Here is a 20,232-nt window from a genome sequence, read left to right as displayed (position 1 = left end):
ACGTGTTACTCACCCGTCCGCCGCTAATCCGCTCCCGAAGGAGCTTCATCGCTCGACTTGCATGTGTTAAGCACGCCGCCAGCGTTCGTCCTGAGCCAGGATCAAACTCTCAATAAAAAGTTTAATCTTAGCTTACTCAATTAAAGAATTGCTGGTTTACTTAAATGTATTCATTATATTCTGTTCAATTTTCAAAGATCTTCGCTGTCTCTCGACCGCTTTATTATGATAACATCCTCAGCTGATATTGTCAACATTTAATTTTATAAATTTCTTAAATATCTTTCAGCTAATTCAATTCGTATTGTTGTTCACCTTTCGTGACAACGAATATTATAATATCATGTTTTTCATCACCAATTCATCAAATAACGTGAACATGGAGTTATTATTCTGAATTTCCTCTCATTTCCTCATAATTACTACATATAGCGCATAATGACACTCCCGGCAGTGTTAATCTGTGAAAATATGCAATCCACTAAAAATTCTCTAAAATAAATCTACTACACTTTACTCTTATACTAATTTATCTTACTATTAATATAATAGTGTTTATATATCTAATTTCAAAATAATATAATTAGAACCTTTCAGAACCTAACATATTAACGCTACTAAAAGACTAATAACCATACTTTATTTTCTATTAGTGAGTTTTATCATTTATATAATTTTAATTTAGGGAGATTTTAATAATGAATAAGAAAATATTACATATATTACTATCACTTACTATGATTTCTTTTGTCGGGTGTGGCAATACAGCTACTTCATCTACAGACTCTAAATCTAGTACGCCTTCCACACCATCAATACAAGTTCCCAATGCAACTGTAACCCCATCTGTTCCAATTACTTTAACTGATACTTCTTCATATTTTTGTCCATTTGTTTTTAATGGAACTAACTTAATCTTTCCTAATCCAGATGAAAATAATAGAATTTCAACAATTCCAGATCCTTTACCAACGGATATTCTTCGAAGCAAAGATGTTACTGATTTTGCAGATTACTCTTCCGATAACATCGTTTTAATTGATAAAACCATCTATTTTGCTAATAGTTCAATCAACAATACTTTATGTTCTTTTGATATTACTAATAAAACCTATACTAAATTAAATATTCATTCAATACATAATTTAATAACTGTTAATAATGTATTGTTTTATATGAATAAAAATGATCAAAATAAGATTTACAAATATGACACTATAACTTCACAAGCTATGTTAATATCAACTGATAGTGTAGCATCATTTATAGTCAATGGTGATTATATTATATATCAGAATTTAAGTGATAAAGCAAAACTATACTCGATTAAAACAGATGGTACTAGTAGGCAAAAGCTTACTGATTACACTGCTAATAGTTTCGTAGTATTTGATGGACAATTACTTTTCTTAAATTCTTCTGATAATAATAACCTATATTTCATAGATCCTTCTACCTTAGATTGTAAAAGGCTTTATATAATGAATGGATTTCAATTAAAAATCATAGATAAATCTTTATATTTTATTAATGGAGATGATTCCAATAACTTATATTCGTTATCAGTAGACCTTAAAAATTCAACCGTAACATACAAACCAGAAATATCCGAAGGAATAAATGAATATTATTTAACCTCTGCAGGTATTTTTTATAATCCAAGCATCAATGTGAACAATATTTACTTCAAGAAACTTCCCACTCAAAGTTAGAAAAATAAAAATGATGGTTGAAAATATTTTATTTTAAATTATTTTCAACCATCATTTTACTATATAAGCTTTAAATTAATACCATTTCATTCTCAAAGTTAACTTTTATCAATTGCTAAGAATAAAGTAAGTTAAATACGGATAAACTTTTTAAAATTATATAATAGTCCTTAGCATTATAACTTTTTTACTATATTTTTAAATTCATTTCCTCTTAGCATAAAATTCGGATACATATCAAATGAAGCACAAGCTGGTGACAATGTAATAATATCACCTGCCTTTGCAGCCTTCTTAGCTATCTTCACAGCCTCCTCTAATGATTCAGCCATTTGCATTTTAACCACAATCCCCTTTTCTTCTTCTAACTTATCAAACACTTTTTTTATTTTATCTTTTGTTGCACCTATAAGAATTAATTCTTTTATATATGGATGCCCTTCATAAGCTAATGGTTCGAAAGGTATATGTTTATCATATCCGCCTGCAATTACTATGACTTTTTCATCAAATGCTTTAAGACCAGCTAAAGTTCTTGTTGGACTTGAAGCTATTGAATCATTATAATATTTAACACCATCTATTTCTCTTACAAATTCACATCTATGTTCAACACCTGTGAAAGTTTCTGCAACTTTTTTCATAGTTTCTACCGAAACATCATCTTTAGTAGCTATAAATGAAGCAAGGTAATTTTCAACATTATGCATGCCTTTAATTACTATATTATCTTTTTTGCATACTTCCTTCTCTTCAACATAGAGTACACCGTCTTTATAATATGCGCCATCCATTATTTTTCTCTTAGAACTGAATTCTTTTACAATACCTTTTGCTTCTTTTATAAAATCATGAGTAATTTTATTTTCTCTATTTACTACCAAGAGTCCATTTGAACTTTGGTATAAAAAAATATTTTTCTTAGCATCTATATATTCTTGCATATCCTTATGCATATCTAAATGATTAGGAGCCAGATTCGTGCATATAACAACATCTATTTCTTCAGTCATAGTCATAAGTTGAAAACTAGATAATTCTAATACAACTTTATCATCTTCACTTATATCTTCTATTTGTGAAAATAATGGGGTTCCTATATTTCCTCCAACCCAAGTTTTATATCCTTGTTCTTCTAACAATTTGGAGATAATTGTTGTAGTTGTTGTTTTCCCATCACTACCTGTTATTCCATATATTTTCCCTTTAGTATATCTTACAAATTCCTCCATTTCAGAAGTAATATATGTGCCTTCCTTTTTAACCTTAACTAATGATTCACTATCAATTCTCATAGATGGTGTCTTAAATACCACATCAAAACCATTAAGATTGTCTAGATATCTTTCTCCAAGTTCTAATTTAACACCTTTATTATTAAAATCAGTTGTCACTTCACCGAGTTCTTCTTTAGTCTTCTTATCAAACGCTGTTACTATAGCACCTAAATCCAGTAAAAAATTAATTAATGGAATATTACTTACTCCAATTCCTACAACACCAACTTTTTTACCAACTATAAATCTTTTAAAATCTTTAAAGTCTTTTTTCATATTTATCCTCCATACCGAAATCATTTATATATCGTATAATTTATTATTAAAATCTATTCTTTAACATTTCAATTATAACATTTTAAAAAAAGTTATTCTATTCTTAGCAATTACATAAATGAGCATACTGCAAAAAAACTAACTCAAAAAAGAATTTTTTTGAGTTAGTTTCGTATCTTTTAGGTATTATTTTAAAATTCTAGACTTGATTGTATATAATTCTCTAATTCGTTTATTTTAATTCTTTCTTGTTCCATAGTATCTCTATTTCTAATAGTAACTGCACCATCTTCTAATGTATCAAAATCAATTGTTATACAATAAGGAGTTCCTATTTCATCTTGTCTTCTATATCTTTTTCCTATGCTTCCGGTTTCATCAAAATCGAGATTGAACTTCTTGCTTAAGTCTGCATAAATATCTAAAGCCTTTTCTGAAAGCTTTTTAGAAAGAGGTAATATAGCTGCTTTAAATGGAGCCAATGCAGGATGTAAGTGCATTACAGTTCTAACATCTCCACCATCTAATTCTTCTTCATCATATGCTTCAATTAAGAATGCTAAAGCAACTCTATCAGCACCTAATGATGGTTCTATAACATATGGCATATACTTTTCATTAGTTGTTTGATCTAAGTAACTTAAATCTTGACCTGAATGTTCTTGGTGCTTAGTCAAGTCATAGTCAGTTCTATCTGCTATACCCCAAAGTTCACCCCATCCAAATGGAAATAAGTATTCTATATCAGAAGTTGCATTTGAATAAAACGATAATTCGTCTTCACCGTGATCTCTCATTCTTAAGTTTTCTGGTTTCATGCTTAAGCTAAGTAAGAAATTCCAGCAATAATCTTTCCAATACTTATGCCATTCTAAGTCAGTTCCGGGCTTACAGAAGAATTCTAATTCCATTTGCTCAAATTCTCTTATTCTAAATATAAAGTTTCCAGGAGTAATTTCATTTCTAAAAGATTTACCTATTTGAGCTATCCCAAATGGTACTTTCTTTCTTGAAGTTCTTTGTACTGCCTTAAAGTTTATAAATATACCTTGTGCTGTTTCAGGCCTTAAATAAACTTCTGACTTAGCATCCTCAGTAACACCTTGAAATGTCTTATACATAAGATTAAACTTTCTTATATCTGTATAATTCATCTTTCCACATTTAGGACAAACTATATTATTATTTTTGATATATTCTTTTAACTGTTCATTAGTCCATCCATCAGCACTAGCTACTTCTGCGCCATTTTCTGTCATGTGATCTTCAACTATCTTATCAGCTCTAAATCTTGCTTTACATTCTTTACAATCCATTAACGGATCTGAAAATCCACCAACGTGTCCTGATGCAACCCAAACTTCTCTATTCATTAAAATTGCAGAATCTAATCCAACATTATAAGGACTTTCTTGAACAAACTTCTTCCACCATGCTTTTTTAACATTATTTTTAAATTCTACTCCTAAAGGACCATAATCCCATGAATTAGCTAATCCGCCATATATGTCTGAGCCAGGGAATACAAATCCTCTATTTTTGCAAAGTGCTACAATTTTATCCATTGTTTTTTCTACTGCCATTATTTATCCCTCCAAATATATTTTATTAAGTGCTACATATGAATGCTCTTATTTTCATAATTAATATCTATGAAAGCTATCTATGTTTTTATAAAAATTATTATATTTGTACTTTGTAAATAAAATAAAAAGGCTATAAGCGCAAAGGGACGAAATTATAATTCCGCGGTTCCACCCTTCTTGGCTTAAGCCCATCTTTCAATGTTACACTCAAAAGTTCCATTCATCAAAAATCAATAATAGCTCCCACCAAATACCATCTCTCTTAAATTGATTTATAAATTACTATTCTTTTTCAACATGTATATTCAATTCATAACTTAATTTTAACAAAATACCTTTATATGTCAAGATTAAAATTTTTCTTAAAAAAGTATAAAAAAAATGGCTCCGCGAAGAGGACTCGAACCTCCAACCTATCGGTTAACAGCCGAGTGCTCCACCATTGAGCTATCGCGGAACGTCATTACTTAATCTATTATATCAGATTTTTCAAATTGTGCAACCCTATTTTTTATTTTTTCTCTGATTTTTTATTTTCTTCTATCCAAATCCGAGCTCATGTTTTATCTAGACTTAAAACAAATAATATTTCAGTAGGAAATCTATGAATAAAGTATATCTTATAAGTAGAATCACCCGAGACCTAGAACTTCAATATTTTGGAGCAAAAGAAAGAATGTATGTATGTATTTATGGTTTACCTTAGCAGTTAATGAATACAAATCAATGACAAAAAAATATGTAACAAATTTTTTGATATTGTTGCGTTAGGCAGAAACGCTGAGACATTGTCTCACTACGTAACCAAATGTGATAAATTATCCATGGAAGGTAAAATTAATGCAAGTAACTATTTAAATAAAGATAGAGTGAAAAAGTATAAAATAGATATAATTCTAGAAGACTTTGACTTTATTGATAATAAACCAAATATAGTTTAATATAACAAAAAGGCGGAAAATACTTTCCACCTTTAACTATTTCATTGAATATTATTTATTATATAAAAATGATAAAAAAATGGCTCCGCGAAGAGGACTCGAACCTCCAACCTATCGGTTAACAGCCGAGTGCTCCACCATTGAGCTATCGCGGAACGTCATTACTTAATCTATTATATCAGCTTTTTGAAATTATGCAACACATTTTTTATATAAAACATAAAATAATATCAATTTTTAATTAAATTGGTTTTCTTTTAATTTTATTTTCAAAAAACTTCTTTGAATTATGTCCACTTTAAACCTGTAGATATAATATACAGATCTTCAATAATAAATATAAAATAAAAAAGCTATAGCAAATATATAATCTTTATATGCTACAACCTATAATCTCAGTTATATTAAAAAAGTATAAAAAAATGGCTCCGCGAAGAGGACTCGAACCTCCAGCCTATCGGTTAACAGCCGAGTGCTCCACCATTGAGCTATCGCGGAACGTCATTACTTAATCTATTATATCAGCTTCTTGAAATTATGCAACACATTTTTGCTATTTTTTTAATATATTTTTGCTATTTTTTTAATATCTATGTCTAAAAGAAATTTGTTCGCCTGAATTTTCCGTGCACTTTTAGCAATTTCAAACAAGTAAACATTTTCAACCATAAATTCTATTAATTCAAACTTCTATGTTCTAATTATCTAAACATCAAAAGGATTCATATATATTGTTTTACACAAACATATATGAATCCTCTTTATTACCATATTATTTAAATAATTAAATAATATTACACCTCAAGCTTTCAAAATATTATATACTCATAAAAGCTTATCTTATTTCTGTAGTCTCATTGTTGGGAATAATATAACATCTCTAATTGATGCTGAATTAGTTAAAAACATTATAAGTCTATCTATACCCATTCCCATTCCACCTGTTGGTGGCATACCTGTTTCGAGAGCACTCATGAATTGTTCATCTAGCATATATGCTTCATCATCACCAAGTTCTCTTTCATTAGCTTGTTGCTCAAATCTTTGTCTTTGAACTATTGGATCATTTAATTCTGAGTATGCATTACAAAGTTCTCTACCAAATACAAATCCTTCAAATCTTTCAGTGAATTCTGGATTCCCTCTCTTCTTCTTTGTAAGAGGTGAAATTTCAACTGGATAATCCATTACAAATGTAGGTTGAATCATATTTGCTTCACCAAACTCTTCATATAAAGCATTCAATACATCGCCCTTTGTTACTTTATCTAAAGGCTTTGCAAATTCTAAGTGCTTTTCTTTAGCTATAGTTTGAGCTTCTTCAGCAGATTTAATTTCATTAAAGTCTACTCCTGCATATTCCTTTACAGCATCAACCATAGTTATTCTTCTCCATGGTGGCATAAAGTCTATTTCAGTACCTTGATAATTAACCTTAGTAGTTCCATTTACCTTTCCACAAATATATGCAACCATATTTTCTGTGATTTCCATCATATCGTTATAATCAGAATATGATTCATATAATTCAATAGATGTAAATTCTGGATTATGTCTAACTGACATTCCTTCATTTCTGAAATTTCTTCCTACTTCATATACTTTTTCAAATCCAGCAACTATTAACCTCTTAAGATACAACTCTGGTGCAATTCTCAAATACATATCCATATCTAAAGTATTGTGATGAGTAGTAAATGGTTTAGCTGCAGCTCCACCTGCTATAGCTCCAAGTATTGGAGTTTCTACTTCTATAAAGCCCTTAGTATCTAAGAATTCTCTCATTACTGAAATAATTTTACTTCTCTTAATAAAAGTATCTTTTACTTCTGCATTTGTAATTATATCAATTTCCCTTTGTCTATATCTTAAATCAGGATCCTTTAGTCCATGCCATTTTTCCGGAAGCGGTTTTAAAGATTTACAAATTAATTCAAAAGTATTTACATTTACAGATACTTCACCTGTTTTTGTTGTAAACACTTCACCTGTTGCTGCAACCCAATCACCTATATCGAGTGTCTTGTACATCTTTAAATTTTCTTCACCAACTTTATCAATCTTTAAAAATAATTGTATCTTCCCATCTTTATCATGTATATCTGAGAATACAACCTTACCTTGGCCTCTTTTAGACATAAGTCTTCCTGCAACTGCTACTTCTTTCCCTTCTAATGCATCATAGTTTGCCTTAACCTCTTCTGATGTATGACTTCTATTCACTTTATAAACATCAAAAGGATCTTTTCCGATATTTTGTAGCTCTGCTAGTTTATCTCTTCTTAAACCTTCTTGTTCATTATATTGAGACTCTAACTCCTGCATACTCATTTCTTCTGTTGACATGTTGTACCTCCAATTAACTTCTACTTATTCCTAGTATTTCAAATTTGTTTACTCCATCTGGAATTATTACTTCTACTATGTCACCTACTTTTTTACCAACTAAAGCACTTCCAACTGGTGACTCATTTGATATTTTATAATTCATAGGATCTGCTTCTGCTGATCCCACTATTGAATATTCTACTTCTTCATCAAATTCATAATCTTTAACTTTAACCTTTGCTCCAACTGAAACAATATCATTTGGAATCTCTGATTCATCAACAACAGCTGCATTTTTCAACATATTTTCTAATTGAAGTATTCTTCCTTCTGTAAATGCTTGGTCATTCTTAGCTTCATCATATTCCGAATTTTCACTCAAATCCCCATATCCTAATGCAACTTTTATCTTTTCAGTTATTTCTTTTCTTTTTACTGTCTTTAAATATTCAAGTTCATTTTCTAATTTTTTAACACCTTCATAAGTCATTAAATATTGTTTTGCTTGGCTCATATATTTTACTCCCCTTTAAAACCTTCTATATTTATTTAATTAATAAGTATGTTTTGGCTTTTATTTTAAATTAATCATTACACAAATCAACTTAGATAAACCCTGTTATTATGTCACATCTTAAACAGGGTAATTTAAATTATTTTTTGTAAATAGTCTAAAATGAGCTTTTAACCTTGAAATCATTTAACTAATTATAAATCAGCATATTTCATCTGTCAATAAATCCTGCCTTAAACCAACTTCTGCCATTATGCTTCAATTTTCTAAATATTAATAATATGCTCCAAAGCATTAAATTAGTCTAACTATAATTTAATTATTCAAAATTTATTTTATAATTCTTCTTTATATCTTGTTAAAATCTCAATTACTTTTTTACTATCATCTAACATATTAATTTGGTTTCTAATATCTGTGCATCTTGGAAGTCCTTTAATATACCATGATGCATGTTTTCTCATCTCTCTAATCGCTTTGAATTCTCCATCATATTTAATTGCTAATTCATAATGCCTAAGGCACATTTCAACTTTTTCTATATTTGAAATTTCTTGAATAGGTTCACCTTTTAATGCACTAATCACTTGCTTAAATATCCATGGATTCCCTTGACTGCCTCTTGCAATCATTATTCCATCACAATTAGTGAGTTCTTTCATTTCCAGAGCATCTTTAGGTGAAAATACATCTCCATTACCTATTATAGGAACAGAAACACTATCTTTAACTTTCTTTATTATTTTCCAATCTGCAGTACCTTGATACATCTGTTTTCTTGTTCGTCCATGGATAGCAATTGCATCAACTCCTGCTTGTTCCATTGCCTTAGCAAATTCTACTGCATTAATATTGTCCTCATCAAATCCTTTTCTGAATTTAACAGTAACAGGCTTTTTAGAAACCCTTTTTATAGCCTTTACAATTTCATATGCAAGCTCAGGCTCTTTCATCAAAGCAGAACCTTCTCCATTTTTAACTATCTTAGGAGCTGGGCAACCCATGTTTATATCAATAATGCAAATATCATCTCTATTATTTAAATGCTCTTCACAGATATTTGCCATTATCTCTGGTTCTCTACCAAAAATCTGAGCAGCTACCGGTCTTTCTTCATCTGCTATTCTAAGTAGGGCTTGTGTATTCTCACTTCCATAATATAAAGCTTTAGCACTAACCATTTCAGTATAAACTAACCCACATCCCAATTCTTTGCATAATCCCCTAAAAGATATATCTGTCACACCTGCCATAGGTGCTAAAAATATATTATTCTCAAAGGTTAAATTTCCTATTTTCATTTAGAATGTACTCCTTATTTTTTTGTATACTATCCACAAACTTTTTTTAATTTTTAATTTTTGAAGTTTTCAATATCTTTATTTTTCTCGTATAATATTTTTAATCCTTCTAATGTTAAATCAGAATCAACCTTATCTATAATATCAGTTTCCTTAGCAATTAAATTAGCTAATCCACCTGTTGCTACTACAAAAGGTTCTTCCTTGCATTTAGAGTCTTTCATTTCTTGCTTCATCTTTTTTACTATATATTCAACTTGCCCAATATACCCAAATAAAATACCTGCTTGCATGCTTGATAATGTATTTTTGCAAATCATATTCTTAGGTACTTCTAATTCTACCCTAGGAAGCTTCGCAGCTCTTTCAAACAAAGCATCTGCTGCAATTCTTATTCCTGGGCATATGCATCCTCCAAGGTAATCTCCATTGGCTCTTACTGCACAGAAAGTCGTAGCTGTACCAAAATCTATTACTATTACTGGTCTCTTATAGATTTCATACGCCGCAACAACATTTACTATCCTATCTGCTCCAACTTCTCTTGGATTATCATACTTAATATTTATTCCTGTTCTTATTCCTGGTCCAACTATTATAGGTTCATGATAAAAACATTTTTTCAACATATTCTCCAAAGAATGCATTATGTTGGGAACGACAGAAGAAACTATAACTCCAGTAATATCTTTAGTACTAATATTACTTCCGTTAAATAATTGCATGACTTGTATACCATACTCATCTGAGGTTTTATTTCCCTCACTTGAAATACGCCAACTAGCTATATATCGTTCTCCATTATGTACTCCCAAAACAATATTTGTATTACCTGCATCAACAAGTAAAATCATAGAAAGCACCACCTTAATATAATTAAATTAAAAGCAGCCCAAAGAGCTGCCTTAATCTTAGAAATTTACTTAAAATAACAATATAATTTTAACAATTTTAACTGATTTGTCAAGTGTTTAAATATGATTTTAAATTAATCCTTATGTTTATTTGTAATTCATATTTTTGTGAGCATATTTTATGTTCACAGACTTTAGAACAATCCTATTATTTCTCCGTCCTTTAATACATCCATCTTATTTGCAGCTGGAACCTTTGGAAGTCCTGGCATAGTCATTATATCTCCTGTTTGAACAACTATAAATCCTGCGCCATTAGATACTCTAACTTCTTTAACTGTAATATCAAATCCTTCTGGTCTAGCTAAAAGACTTGGGTTATCTGATAAAGAATATTGTGTCTTTGCCATACATATAGGTAACTTATCTAATTTAAATTTTTCTAATTCAGCAATTTGTTTTTTAGCTGCTGGAGTATAATTAACTTTGTCAGCCCCATAAATTTTCTTAGCTATAGTTAATACCTTTTCTTCAATAGTAGCCTTTTCATCATAGATTGGTGTAAAATCAGAATTATTATTATCTAAAATATCTAATACAGTATTCCCAAGTTCAACTCCGCCTTCTCCACCTTTAGCCCACACATCTGACAGTGCCACTTTAACTCCCATCTTATTGCAGAAATCCTTTATAAATTGCACTTCTTCATCACTGTCCGTAACAAATTTATTTATAGCAACAACAGGTGTGACATTAAATTTCTTAATATTTTCAATTTGCTTTTCTAAGTTAGCTATTCCCTTAGTTAAGGCTTCAACATTTGGGATATTTAAATCAGTTTTATTTATTCCCCCATGATGCTTTAATGCTCTTATTGTAGCAACAACAACAACACATTCAGGCTTTAAATTTCCATATCTACATTTAATATCGAAAAACTTTTCTGCTCCTAAATCAGCACCAAATCCCGCTTCTGTAACTACAAAATCTCCAAGCTTCAAAGCAAGCTTAGTTGCCATTATAGAATTACATCCATGAGCAATATTAGCAAACGGTCCTCCATGTATTAGTGCCGGAGTATTTTCTAAAGTTTGAACTAAATTAGGTTTAATTGCATCCTTCATTAGTAAAGCCATAGCGCCTTGAACTTCTAATTCTTTAACATAAACAGGATTTCCATCTAAATTATAAGCAACTACAATATTGCTCATTCTTTCTTTTAAATCTTCTAAATCACTTGCTAAACATAATATAGCCATTATTTCAGACGCAACAGTTATATTAAATCCATCTTCTCTAACGAATCCATTAACTTTTCCACCCATTCCAACAACAATATGTCTTAATGCTCTATCGTTCATATCCATGACTCTTTTAAAAACTATTCTTCTAGAATCAATTTTCAAAATATTCCCTTGGTGTATATGATTATCTATTGCTGCTGATAATAAGTTATTAGCAGATGTAATAGCATGCATATCACCAGTAAAGTGAAGATTAATATCTTCCATTGGAACTACTTGAGCATATCCACCACCTGCGGCTCCACCTTTAATTCCAAAAACAGGTCCTAAGGATGGCTCCCTTAATGCTATTACAGCTTTTTTGCCAAGTTTATTTAGCGCCTGACCCAATCCCACAGTAACTGTTGACTTTCCTTCACCAGCCGGAGTTGGATTTATAGCTGTTACTAAAATTAATTTCCCATTTTCATTATCTTTAACTTTATCATATACATCTAAAGATATCTTACATTTATATTTCCCATAGTATTCAATATCATCTTCACAAAGACCTAACTTTTGAGCCACATTCTTTATTGGCTCCATTTTTGCTTCTTGTGCAATTTGAATATCACTTTTCATTTAAATATTCCTCCTAAATTAACCAAAAATCAATATACTATATTTATAGTATATTATATCATTTCCGCTTATGTAATAAAAGTTCTTTCGAATAATTGTTTGAGTTAAGTAAAAGTTGGCAAATACTTCTCTTTATCCACTATTTTACATTATGTTCTATAGTATTCCTGTCTGTTACTTTAATATTAAGTATAGTTTATTTCTCCAGAGTCTTTTAGTCCACATAACTTTCTGATTATTTTCCTACCTTTCATTCTTTGAGCAAGTACATCAGTTCCAGGGTTCTTAATTGCCTATATTCCAAGCCATCCGGCAACATAGGCAAGTCTATATTTCTTTGCTTATATGGAGTCAAGCCATTTCTATTACTAATCAGATAGTTATATAAATCTTTAAGCTTTTAAGTACTTTTTCATCTTTACTATTCTCAACCATGAGTTGAACAATCATTTCCAAACCGTCTTCAACTTTTCCGTCTCTAAATAACTTTAATAATTTCTTTTGTGATTTTTTCTCACTAATCTTGCGAAAAATTGCTTGACTTATATAGTAGAAGGCTATCTCAAAATAAAATTATTTTGAGATAGCCTTCTTGCGATTAATTATGCACAAAAATATCTTCAAATTCTTGTGCATCAAGCTTTTCTTTTTCGATTAAAGCCTGAGCAACAGCGTGTAATTTATCTATGTTTTCTTTTAATAGTTTGTTTGCCTTACCATAAGCTTCATCTATGAATCTCTTGATTTCTTTATCTATTTTAGAACCAATTTCCTCACTAAATTCTCTTCCTTTACCTAAGTCTCTTCCAAGGAAAACTTCATCATGACCTGAAGTATTGTAAGATATAGTTCCAATTTCATCACTCATACCATAATCCATAACCATACTTCTAGCTATATGACTAGCTCTATCAATATCATTTTTAGCACCAGTACTTATATCTCCCATAATTAGCTTTTCAGCTACTCTTCCTCCTAAAAGTCCAATCATTTCATCTTCTAGCTTAGACTTAGATGTATAAGAAGTATCTTCTTTAGGAAGATGCATAGTATATCCTCCAGCTCTTCCTCTTGGGATTACACTTATTTCATGCACTGGATCACAATTAGGAAGTAATCTCATTACAACTGCATGACCTGCTTCATGATAAGCTGTTAGTTTCCTATCATGCTCAGTTATTACCCTACTCTTCTTTTCAGGACCTGCAATTACTTTAGTTATTGCTTCTTCCATTTCAGACATTGATATTTGTTTCTTATCTCTTCTAACTGCAAGTAAAGCAGCCTCATTTGCTAAATTTTCTAAATCTGCACCAGAAAATCCTGGAGTTCTCTTAGCAAGCACATCCAATTTTACATCACCTTGGAGAGGTTTCTTTTTTGTATGGACTTTAAGAATTTCTTCTCTACCCTTTACATCCGGTGTTCCAACAATTATTTGCCTATCGAATCTTCCTGGCCTTAATAATGCAGGATCTAATATGTCTGGTCTATTTGTAGCTGCGATCATGACGATACCTTCATTAACACCAAATCCATCCATTTCAACAAGAAGTTGATTTAATGTTTGTTCTCTTTCATCATGTCCGCCACCTAATCCAGCACCTCTTTGTCTTCCAACAGCATCAATTTCATCTATAAATATTATACAAGGTGAATTTTTCTTAGCTTCTTCAAATAAGCTTCTAACTCTAGATGCACCAACCCCAACAAACATTTCAACAAAATCTGAACCAGATATAATGAAGAATGGAACTCCAGCTTCTCCTGCTATTGCTTTTGCAAGTAAAGTTTTTCCTGTTCCAGGAGGTCCAACTAATAATACGCCTTTAGGTATTCTTGCACCCATTTGTAAATATCTTGCTGGTAGCTTTAAAAAATCAACTATTTCTTCAAGCTCGCCCTTCTCCTCATCTGCACCTGCTACATCATTAAATGTAACAGTTTGGCTTTCAGGTGTTACCATTTTTGCTTTACTTTTACCGAAATTCATAACACCTCTTCCGCTGCTTCCACTTTGAGACTGCTGCGTGAATAAAAACAGAAATATAAAAATAATTACTGCCATAAATATAACTGGAAGCAATGTTGCAATCCAAGTTGCATTATTAGATGGTTTCTCAAAGACTACCTGAACATTTGGCTTCGGTTGACTTTCTATTAGTGAACTAACAAGTTCCCTCGGAACAATAGCAACAAAAGCCTTATTATCAGTGGTCTTACCTTCTATTGTCATGCTATCTTCTTTAATTACGACACTTTCTATTTCATTTGCATTCCACTTTTGTATGAATGCACTATACGCTATATCACTAGAATTTTTCCCTGTTTGCCACATAGTAACTGCTGCTAAAACTAGCATAACTGAACATACAATCCATACAGCTGCACTTGAATATTTTTTCATTCAAAGCCCCCCTCTCTCATCATATTTAAAATTTTACCATAGGAATATTTTTATTACAATAAAATTGCACTTTCTATTTTTGATATACTTCTGGCTTTAGTACTCCTATAAATGGTAAGTTTCTATATTTTTCAGCATAGTCTATTCCATATCCAACTATAAATCCATCAGGAACTTCAAATCCAATGTATTTTACATCTAAATCAGCTGTCCTTCTTGCTTGTTTATTTAACAATGCAACTATTTCTATGCTATTAGCTTTTCTTGCCTTTAAATACTTAAGCAAATATGTTAAGGTAACTCCTGTATCAACAATATCTTCAACTACTAAAATGTCCTTACCTTCAATATTATTATCCAAATCCTTCAAAATCCTTACAACACCAGAAGTATCTGTAGAATTTCCATAACTTGATACCGCCATAAAATCTATTTCACAATGAATAGATATGTTCTTTATTAACTCCGCAGCAAATATTACTGATCCCTTTAATATTCCAACTACAACTAAATCCTTCCCTCTATAATCCTTACTTATTTCACTAGCAAGTTCTTTAATCCTTTTAGTTAAAACCTCTTCTGAAAATAATATTTCTTGTACATCTTGTTTCATATCAATATTCCTTTCTTTTAACAACTACTTTTAATATATTTTTGCTTTCGTTTGTAAGTTTATAATTTTCCGATGTCCTAATTCCAATAATCCATGCAACTTTTTCATCAAAACATAAAATAGGAATATTATCTCTTTCTTCTTTAGGTATTTTCATATCAATAAAAATATCTTTTAATTTTTTACTACCACTCATACCTAAAGGAATGAGTTTATCTCCATCATTTCTGTTTCTTATTGAAATATTATCATTTATTTTATCAAAATCAAAGTATTGCATTAGATTTCCTTCATTTAACCTTATATCATTACTTTGATAATTACCCATTACTGAAAATTCAATACTAAATTTATTAAATTCAATTGTATTTTTATTTATATTATCTTTACTTAAACTTATTTTTTCTTTTTTATTATTTATATCGTATTTTTTTATTTTATTTTTTATGTATATATCACCATAAATATTTTCAGCGTAAATTCCATTAGGCAAATCTATCAATTTTCCTGAATTCTTTTTTGCTAAATATGAAATTTTATATATATGCTTCATTTCAAAATCATAATTTGATTTTGAGTATCTAGTTACTGCATGTCTTAGCACCCTATTAACTATAGGTTCTTCTTCTTTAAATATTTCCTTTTTTATTATAAAATAATCATCATACTCTATACAATATTTATTATAAAAATTTAATGATAAATTTTCAAGAAATTCATTATCTTTTTGTAGTAACAATGACATTCTATTTAATGTTTGTATTATATCTTCATTAAAATTTTCTTTCATATATGGTAGCATATCTAGTCTTATTTTATTTCTATTATAAATCTTTTCAGAATTAGTCTTATCAATTCTAGGATTTAAGTTTTTTAATTCTATATATTTCTCAACTTCTTCTCTACTTAGACATAAAATAGGTCTTATTATCTTGTTATCTCTAGAAGCTTTAATGCCTCCAAGACCTTCAATACCTGTCCCTCTCATAAGTCTAAACAGAATTGTTTCTGCTTGATCATTTGCATTATGCGCAGTAGCAACCTTAGTAAATCCTTCTTTTTCTACAATTTCATCAAAGAAGTGATATCTAGCATCTCTACCTGCCATTTCTGAAGATAACTTACACTTCTTAGCATAATCATTTACATCTACACGTTTTACAAAACATTTTATTGCCATGTTATTACATATATTAATTACATATTCTTCATCTTTAAAAGCATCTTCGCCCCTTAGAAGATGATTTAAATGTGCAGCTGCTATATCTATATTTAGCTCTTCTCTTAATTCAAATAGAATATTCAAAAGGCATACAGAGTCTGGTCCTCCAGAAAGAGCAACTAAGATTTTGTCTCCAGATTCAATTAAATTATTATCTTTAATATAAGATAGTACTTTTTTACACAAAAATAAACACTCCTATTTATTCAGAATATAATACTGTACACTATATTTTACGTATATATGTTTTGAATGTAAATATTATTATTAAAAAAATTATTATTATGTTCTTCTTTTAAACATAAATTACCTATATCACTCTTACTCCCTATAAGCACTTGTTAAATTATTTAAATTCAAATTATAAATAGCTGTCTCAAATTTAATCTGCAAATTAAAATTTTGAAACAGCTTTTAATAATACTTAAATATCTAAATACACTCTCGAAACTACCACTGTCATATCATCCTTAATAATCCCATTACTCAATTTCTTTGCCTTTTCTAATATTTTTTCAGATAATTCTCTAGGATCTGCACTAATATTTTCCAAATACTCTTCTATCCAAGTAGGTTCTCCAGAATTTAATTTATCAATATCTAAAACACCATCACTTACATTAATTAAAACATCTCCAGGTTTCAATACTTTTTTTATAACTTCTACTTCCACTTCATCTACAAGTCCAAAAGGTAAATTTTTAGAATTAACAACTTCCACTTCACGGCCTCTCTTAATAAAGCTAGATGCTGCTCCTATTTTTACAAAGATTGTATCACCATTATATAAATCGACTTTATTTAAATCTAGAGTAGCATACTTTTCATCTTCTGCAAATCTCATACCCATTATAGAATTGACTGTATTTACAGTTATATCTTCATTAAATCCTGCCTCCATGAGTTTCTCTACCAAATCCACAGTTGCCTTACTTTCCTCTCCAGCTTCAGGTCCTGATCCCATCCCATCACTCAATATTGTCATATAACTTCCATTAGCAGTTCTTCCAAAGCTATAATTATCTCCAGTTTGATCTTCTCCACTTTTTGATTCTCTTGCTCCATATGACACCATATAGTACTTTGGTTTTTCTTCTATTGTAACAATACATTCATTTGTTTTAGGATTAATATTGCATCCATCATCTCCAATACATAATTTCATTCTTATTGAATTACTTAATAGAGACACTATCTTTTTTTCACAATAATTAGTGCCTTCGCAGTTATTCAAACTTATTCTAATTTTTATTCTACCATTTTTATCTATATAACAAAAAATATCATTATAATTAATTGAATTTTTATTTAATACACGTTTTACTACTCTCTCTAAATCAGTATCTATAGTAACCTCTCTTTTAAAATCATTTAGAAGATTATCTAATGTCCTTGATATATTAGATATATGAGCTGATAATATATTCTTCCCGTCTGTTAATCTCGCCTTTATTGCTTCATTTAAATTATAATTATCTACAATTCCTTCTGTATTCGTCAAAAGAGTAAAATTTTTAATACACTTCTTTTCTAGATCTGTTGGTATCGTTAAGTTTCCATCCTCATAGCTCTGTATTAACAGTTGAAAAGAATTAAAGGTTTGATTAAAATCCCTCTTCCAACACAAAGGCTTATTTTCACAACTTGAACAACTCCTATCTGCCAAATTTTCTACCAAAGCACTTCCTTTTGATTTAATCAATAAATTTTTATTATCATTAGCACTTCCTAAACATTTTGACACAGTAGTTAAGACACTTGTGAGTTCCTTTAGCTTGAACGTAAATTCATCCTTTATTGCATTTAATTGAACTTCCCCCAATGATGCCTTCTTCCTATATGGATTTATTTCAACTTCAATACTTTTATAAACAGGCTTTGGAATACATAAAAATAAAATTGAACTAGATAAAACCTCAATTCCTAGTTTTAATGTTATTGCATTAGAATATAGCGCTAATGCAAAATAAATTATTATACCTGAAAGTATCGAAAATATTTTTCCTGTATCTTTAAAAATTCCAACTATAAACCCTCCAACTCCAAAAAAGGCTACACTGTACATCATATCGTTAGATGCAACTCCGAGCATTATTCCCATTGAAACTCCAATCATAGCTCCATATGTTGCTCCGCCCACATAAGCGATTGCTAAAACCAATGTTAGTGCACATATATTTCTTATGGAATAATTACTGAAATTAATATTACCTATTCCCGCAACTAATAAACATAAAAATATTCCAATACTAACCACTTCCTCCGAAGAAAAAAAATAATTAGTATTAATCTCTTCCAAAGAATTTAATGCATATTTTATAACATAGTATATTGGTGCAACAATTAATGTTTGTATTAGGCATAAAGTTATATCTATTCCTAATTCATATTTATTAACTGCAAGGCCATAAATAAAGAAACTACATAAAATTATTGCAAAAGCTACTACTTGTTTTTTTCTTTTTTGGGTAGTTTCTATAAAGCTATAGTATATCGTTATTAAAATCACAGCTATTAAATATACATGTCCATCTGTCAATAAATTATTAATTGTTAAATATCCTATACAAATTCCAATTGCTGCGACTAAACTATTCTTTCTATTTTCTTTTGTAACAACAGCTATTAAATAAGCTATCCCAACTGGAGCTATTCCACTACTATCCGATTGATTTAATAGTAAATTTACTCGTCCAAGTAAAATTCCTACTAGTAGAATTATTCCTAATTTTGCTATAGATGTTTGCATCCACATTTTTCTTTTTACATTCGCCACTCCATTTATTTCTTTATACTTATTTACATCTAATCCATACTGCACAACAACTCACCTCTTTTCCAAATAATGTAATATAAGTATATCATCTTAATTTTACGATAAATGTCATAAGATGTTTCTCTTATAAAGTTTTCGTAGGACAACTTAATCTAAATTTTTCTAATATCTAATAATTTAATAGATTTTTCTCTTTATTCTAAATTTCATTTAAATCATCTCAAGTTCACATATAATCAATTTGTTAAGCTAATCCTTCCATTTTGCTTTAATTATTAATTTGTCGTTAATATTATTTTATTAGAAATTTATATACAATTATTTTTTTCATAAAATTATAAAATTTGAATAACAGCATACAATTCATGATAATATTACAATTTCCATTGCAAATTGAATTATTATATATAAAAAAAGAAGGGGCTGTCGCATTAGCGGATTAAAATCCGTTAGCGAGAGCTCCTTTTTTAGCACATATGAGATGTTTTTTATATATAATATTTCTTTAACTAAAAAATCTCTAGAAATTGGCGTACTTTAATAAGCCTTTAAAAAAAGAC

General features: G+C 29.7%; 13 protein-coding genes, 3 tRNA genes and 1 rRNA gene. 2 read left to right on the top strand and 15 right to left on the bottom strand.

Going from position 1 to position 20,232, the window contains the following annotated elements:
* Positions 1 to 117, bottom strand: a 16S ribosomal RNA gene (locus LLF98_RS03205); the annotation flags it as partial.
* Positions 118 to 698: 581 nt separating this feature from the next.
* On the opposite strand from LLF98_RS03205, the gene LLF98_RS03200 reads away from it, so the two are divergent.
* Positions 699 to 1,712: a DUF5050 domain-containing protein gene (locus tag LLF98_RS03200; RefSeq protein WP_291700759.1), complete on the top strand. Its 1,014-nt coding sequence runs from the start codon at positions 699 to 701 to the stop codon at positions 1,710 to 1,712.
* A gap of 176 nt (positions 1,713 to 1,888) precedes the next feature.
* On the opposite strand, the gene murD is transcribed toward LLF98_RS03200, so the two are convergent.
* The 3 genes from murD to LLF98_RS03185 all read right to left on the bottom strand — a co-directional run bounded on the left by murD (position 1,889) and on the right by LLF98_RS03185 (position 5,308).
* The gene (gene murD / locus LLF98_RS03195; RefSeq protein WP_291700757.1) at positions 1,889 to 3,265 is read right to left on the bottom strand and encodes a UDP-N-acetylmuramoyl-L-alanine--D-glutamate ligase; all 1,377 of its coding nucleotides are present in this window, start codon (positions 3,263 to 3,265) and stop codon (positions 1,889 to 1,891) included.
* A gap of 191 nt (positions 3,266 to 3,456) precedes the next feature.
* Positions 3,457 to 4,848: a glycine--tRNA ligase gene (locus tag LLF98_RS03190; protein ID WP_291700756.1), complete on the bottom strand. Its 1,392-nt coding sequence runs from the start codon at positions 4,846 to 4,848 to the stop codon at positions 3,457 to 3,459.
* A 385-nt stretch (positions 4,849 to 5,233) separates the two neighbouring features.
* Positions 5,234 to 5,308, bottom strand: a tRNA-Asn gene (locus LLF98_RS03185).
* Positions 5,309 to 5,639: 331 nt separating this feature from the next.
* Here LLF98_RS03185 and LLF98_RS03180 point away from each other — a divergent pair.
* Positions 5,640 to 5,792: a hypothetical protein gene (locus LLF98_RS03180; RefSeq protein WP_291700754.1), complete on the top strand. Its 153-nt coding sequence runs from the start codon at positions 5,640 to 5,642 to the stop codon at positions 5,790 to 5,792.
* Positions 5,793 to 5,872: 80 nt separating this feature from the next.
* Here LLF98_RS03180 and LLF98_RS03175 read toward each other — a convergent pair.
* The 11 genes from LLF98_RS03175 to spoIIE all read right to left on the bottom strand — a co-directional run bounded on the left by LLF98_RS03175 (position 5,873) and on the right by spoIIE (position 19,717).
* Positions 5,873 to 5,947, bottom strand: a tRNA-Asn gene (locus LLF98_RS03175).
* Positions 5,948 to 6,215: 268 nt separating this feature from the next.
* Positions 6,216 to 6,290 (bottom strand) — tRNA-Asn (locus LLF98_RS03170).
* A gap of 342 nt (positions 6,291 to 6,632) precedes the next feature.
* Positions 6,633 to 8,138, bottom strand: a complete 1,506-nt coding sequence (gene lysS / locus LLF98_RS03165) for a lysine--tRNA ligase (protein ID WP_291700752.1) — start codon at positions 8,136 to 8,138, stop codon at positions 6,633 to 6,635.
* 13 nt (positions 8,139 to 8,151) lie between these two features.
* A complete protein-coding gene (greA, locus tag LLF98_RS03160) occupies positions 8,152 to 8,634 on the bottom strand; it encodes a transcription elongation factor GreA (protein ID WP_291700750.1) in 483 nt (160 codons plus the stop codon).
* 335 nt (positions 8,635 to 8,969) lie between these two features.
* Entirely contained in the window at positions 8,970 to 9,935 is a 966-nt protein-coding gene (gene dusB, locus LLF98_RS03155; RefSeq protein ID WP_291700748.1) for a tRNA dihydrouridine synthase DusB, read from the bottom strand.
* Between the two features lie 53 nt (positions 9,936 to 9,988).
* A complete protein-coding gene (locus tag LLF98_RS03150) occupies positions 9,989 to 10,789 on the bottom strand; it encodes a type III pantothenate kinase (RefSeq protein ID WP_291700746.1) in 801 nt (266 codons plus the stop codon).
* Positions 10,790 to 10,983: 194 nt separating this feature from the next.
* Entirely contained in the window at positions 10,984 to 12,654 is a 1,671-nt protein-coding gene (locus LLF98_RS03145; protein ID WP_291700745.1) for a formate--tetrahydrofolate ligase, read from the bottom strand.
* Between the two features lie 598 nt (positions 12,655 to 13,252).
* Positions 13,253 to 15,061, bottom strand: coding sequence for an ATP-dependent zinc metalloprotease FtsH (gene ftsH / locus LLF98_RS03140; protein ID WP_291700743.1), 1,809 nt, complete (start codon positions 15,059 to 15,061; stop codon positions 13,253 to 13,255).
* Positions 15,062 to 15,134: 73 nt separating this feature from the next.
* Entirely contained in the window at positions 15,135 to 15,674 is a 540-nt protein-coding gene (hpt, locus tag LLF98_RS03135) for a hypoxanthine phosphoribosyltransferase (protein ID WP_291700740.1), read from the bottom strand.
* A 1-nt stretch (position 15,675) separates the two neighbouring features.
* A complete protein-coding gene (gene tilS, locus LLF98_RS03130) occupies positions 15,676 to 17,082 on the bottom strand; it encodes a tRNA lysidine(34) synthetase TilS (protein ID WP_291700738.1) in 1,407 nt (468 codons plus the stop codon).
* A gap of 238 nt (positions 17,083 to 17,320) precedes the next feature.
* Entirely contained in the window at positions 17,321 to 19,717 is a 2,397-nt protein-coding gene (gene spoIIE / locus LLF98_RS03125; protein WP_291700736.1) for a stage II sporulation protein E, read from the bottom strand.
* Between the last annotated feature and the right edge of the window lie 515 nt (positions 19,718 to 20,232).

It is taken from the genome of Clostridium sp. (genome assembly GCF_021372645.1).
Lineage (GTDB): Bacteria > Bacillota > Clostridia > Clostridiales > Clostridiaceae > Clostridium.
Note: the sequence above shows the minus strand (reverse complement) of the source record. Positions and strands in the feature narration are given on the sequence as shown.

What these genes read in the sequence shown, in the direction of transcription:
- LLF98_RS03200 (WP_291700759.1), top strand. Translation starts at nt 699, where the DNA reads ATGAATAAGAAAATATTACATATATTACTATCACTTACTATGATTTCT.
- murD (WP_291700757.1), bottom strand. Translation starts at nt 3,265, where the DNA reads ATGAAAAAAGACTTTAAAGATTTTAAAAGATTTATAGTTGGTAAAAAA.
- LLF98_RS03190 (WP_291700756.1), bottom strand. Translation starts at nt 4,848, where the DNA reads ATGGCAGTAGAAAAAACAATGGATAAAATTGTAGCACTTTGCAAAAAT.
- lysS (WP_291700752.1), bottom strand. Translation starts at nt 8,138, where the DNA reads ATGTCAACAGAAGAAATGAGTATGCAGGAGTTAGAGTCTCAATATAAT.
- greA (WP_291700750.1), bottom strand. Translation starts at nt 8,634, where the DNA reads ATGAGCCAAGCAAAACAATATTTAATGACTTATGAAGGTGTTAAAAAA.
- dusB (WP_291700748.1), bottom strand. Translation starts at nt 9,935, where the DNA reads ATGAAAATAGGAAATTTAACCTTTGAGAATAATATATTTTTAGCACCT.
- LLF98_RS03150 (WP_291700746.1), bottom strand. Translation starts at nt 10,789, where the DNA reads ATGATTTTACTTGTTGATGCAGGTAATACAAATATTGTTTTGGGAGTA.
- LLF98_RS03145 (WP_291700745.1), bottom strand. Translation starts at nt 12,654, where the DNA reads ATGAAAAGTGATATTCAAATTGCACAAGAAGCAAAAATGGAGCCAATA.
- ftsH (WP_291700743.1), bottom strand. Translation starts at nt 15,061, where the DNA reads ATGAAAAAATATTCAAGTGCAGCTGTATGGATTGTATGTTCAGTTATG.
- hpt (WP_291700740.1), bottom strand. Translation starts at nt 15,674, where the DNA reads ATGAAACAAGATGTACAAGAAATATTATTTTCAGAAGAGGTTTTAACT.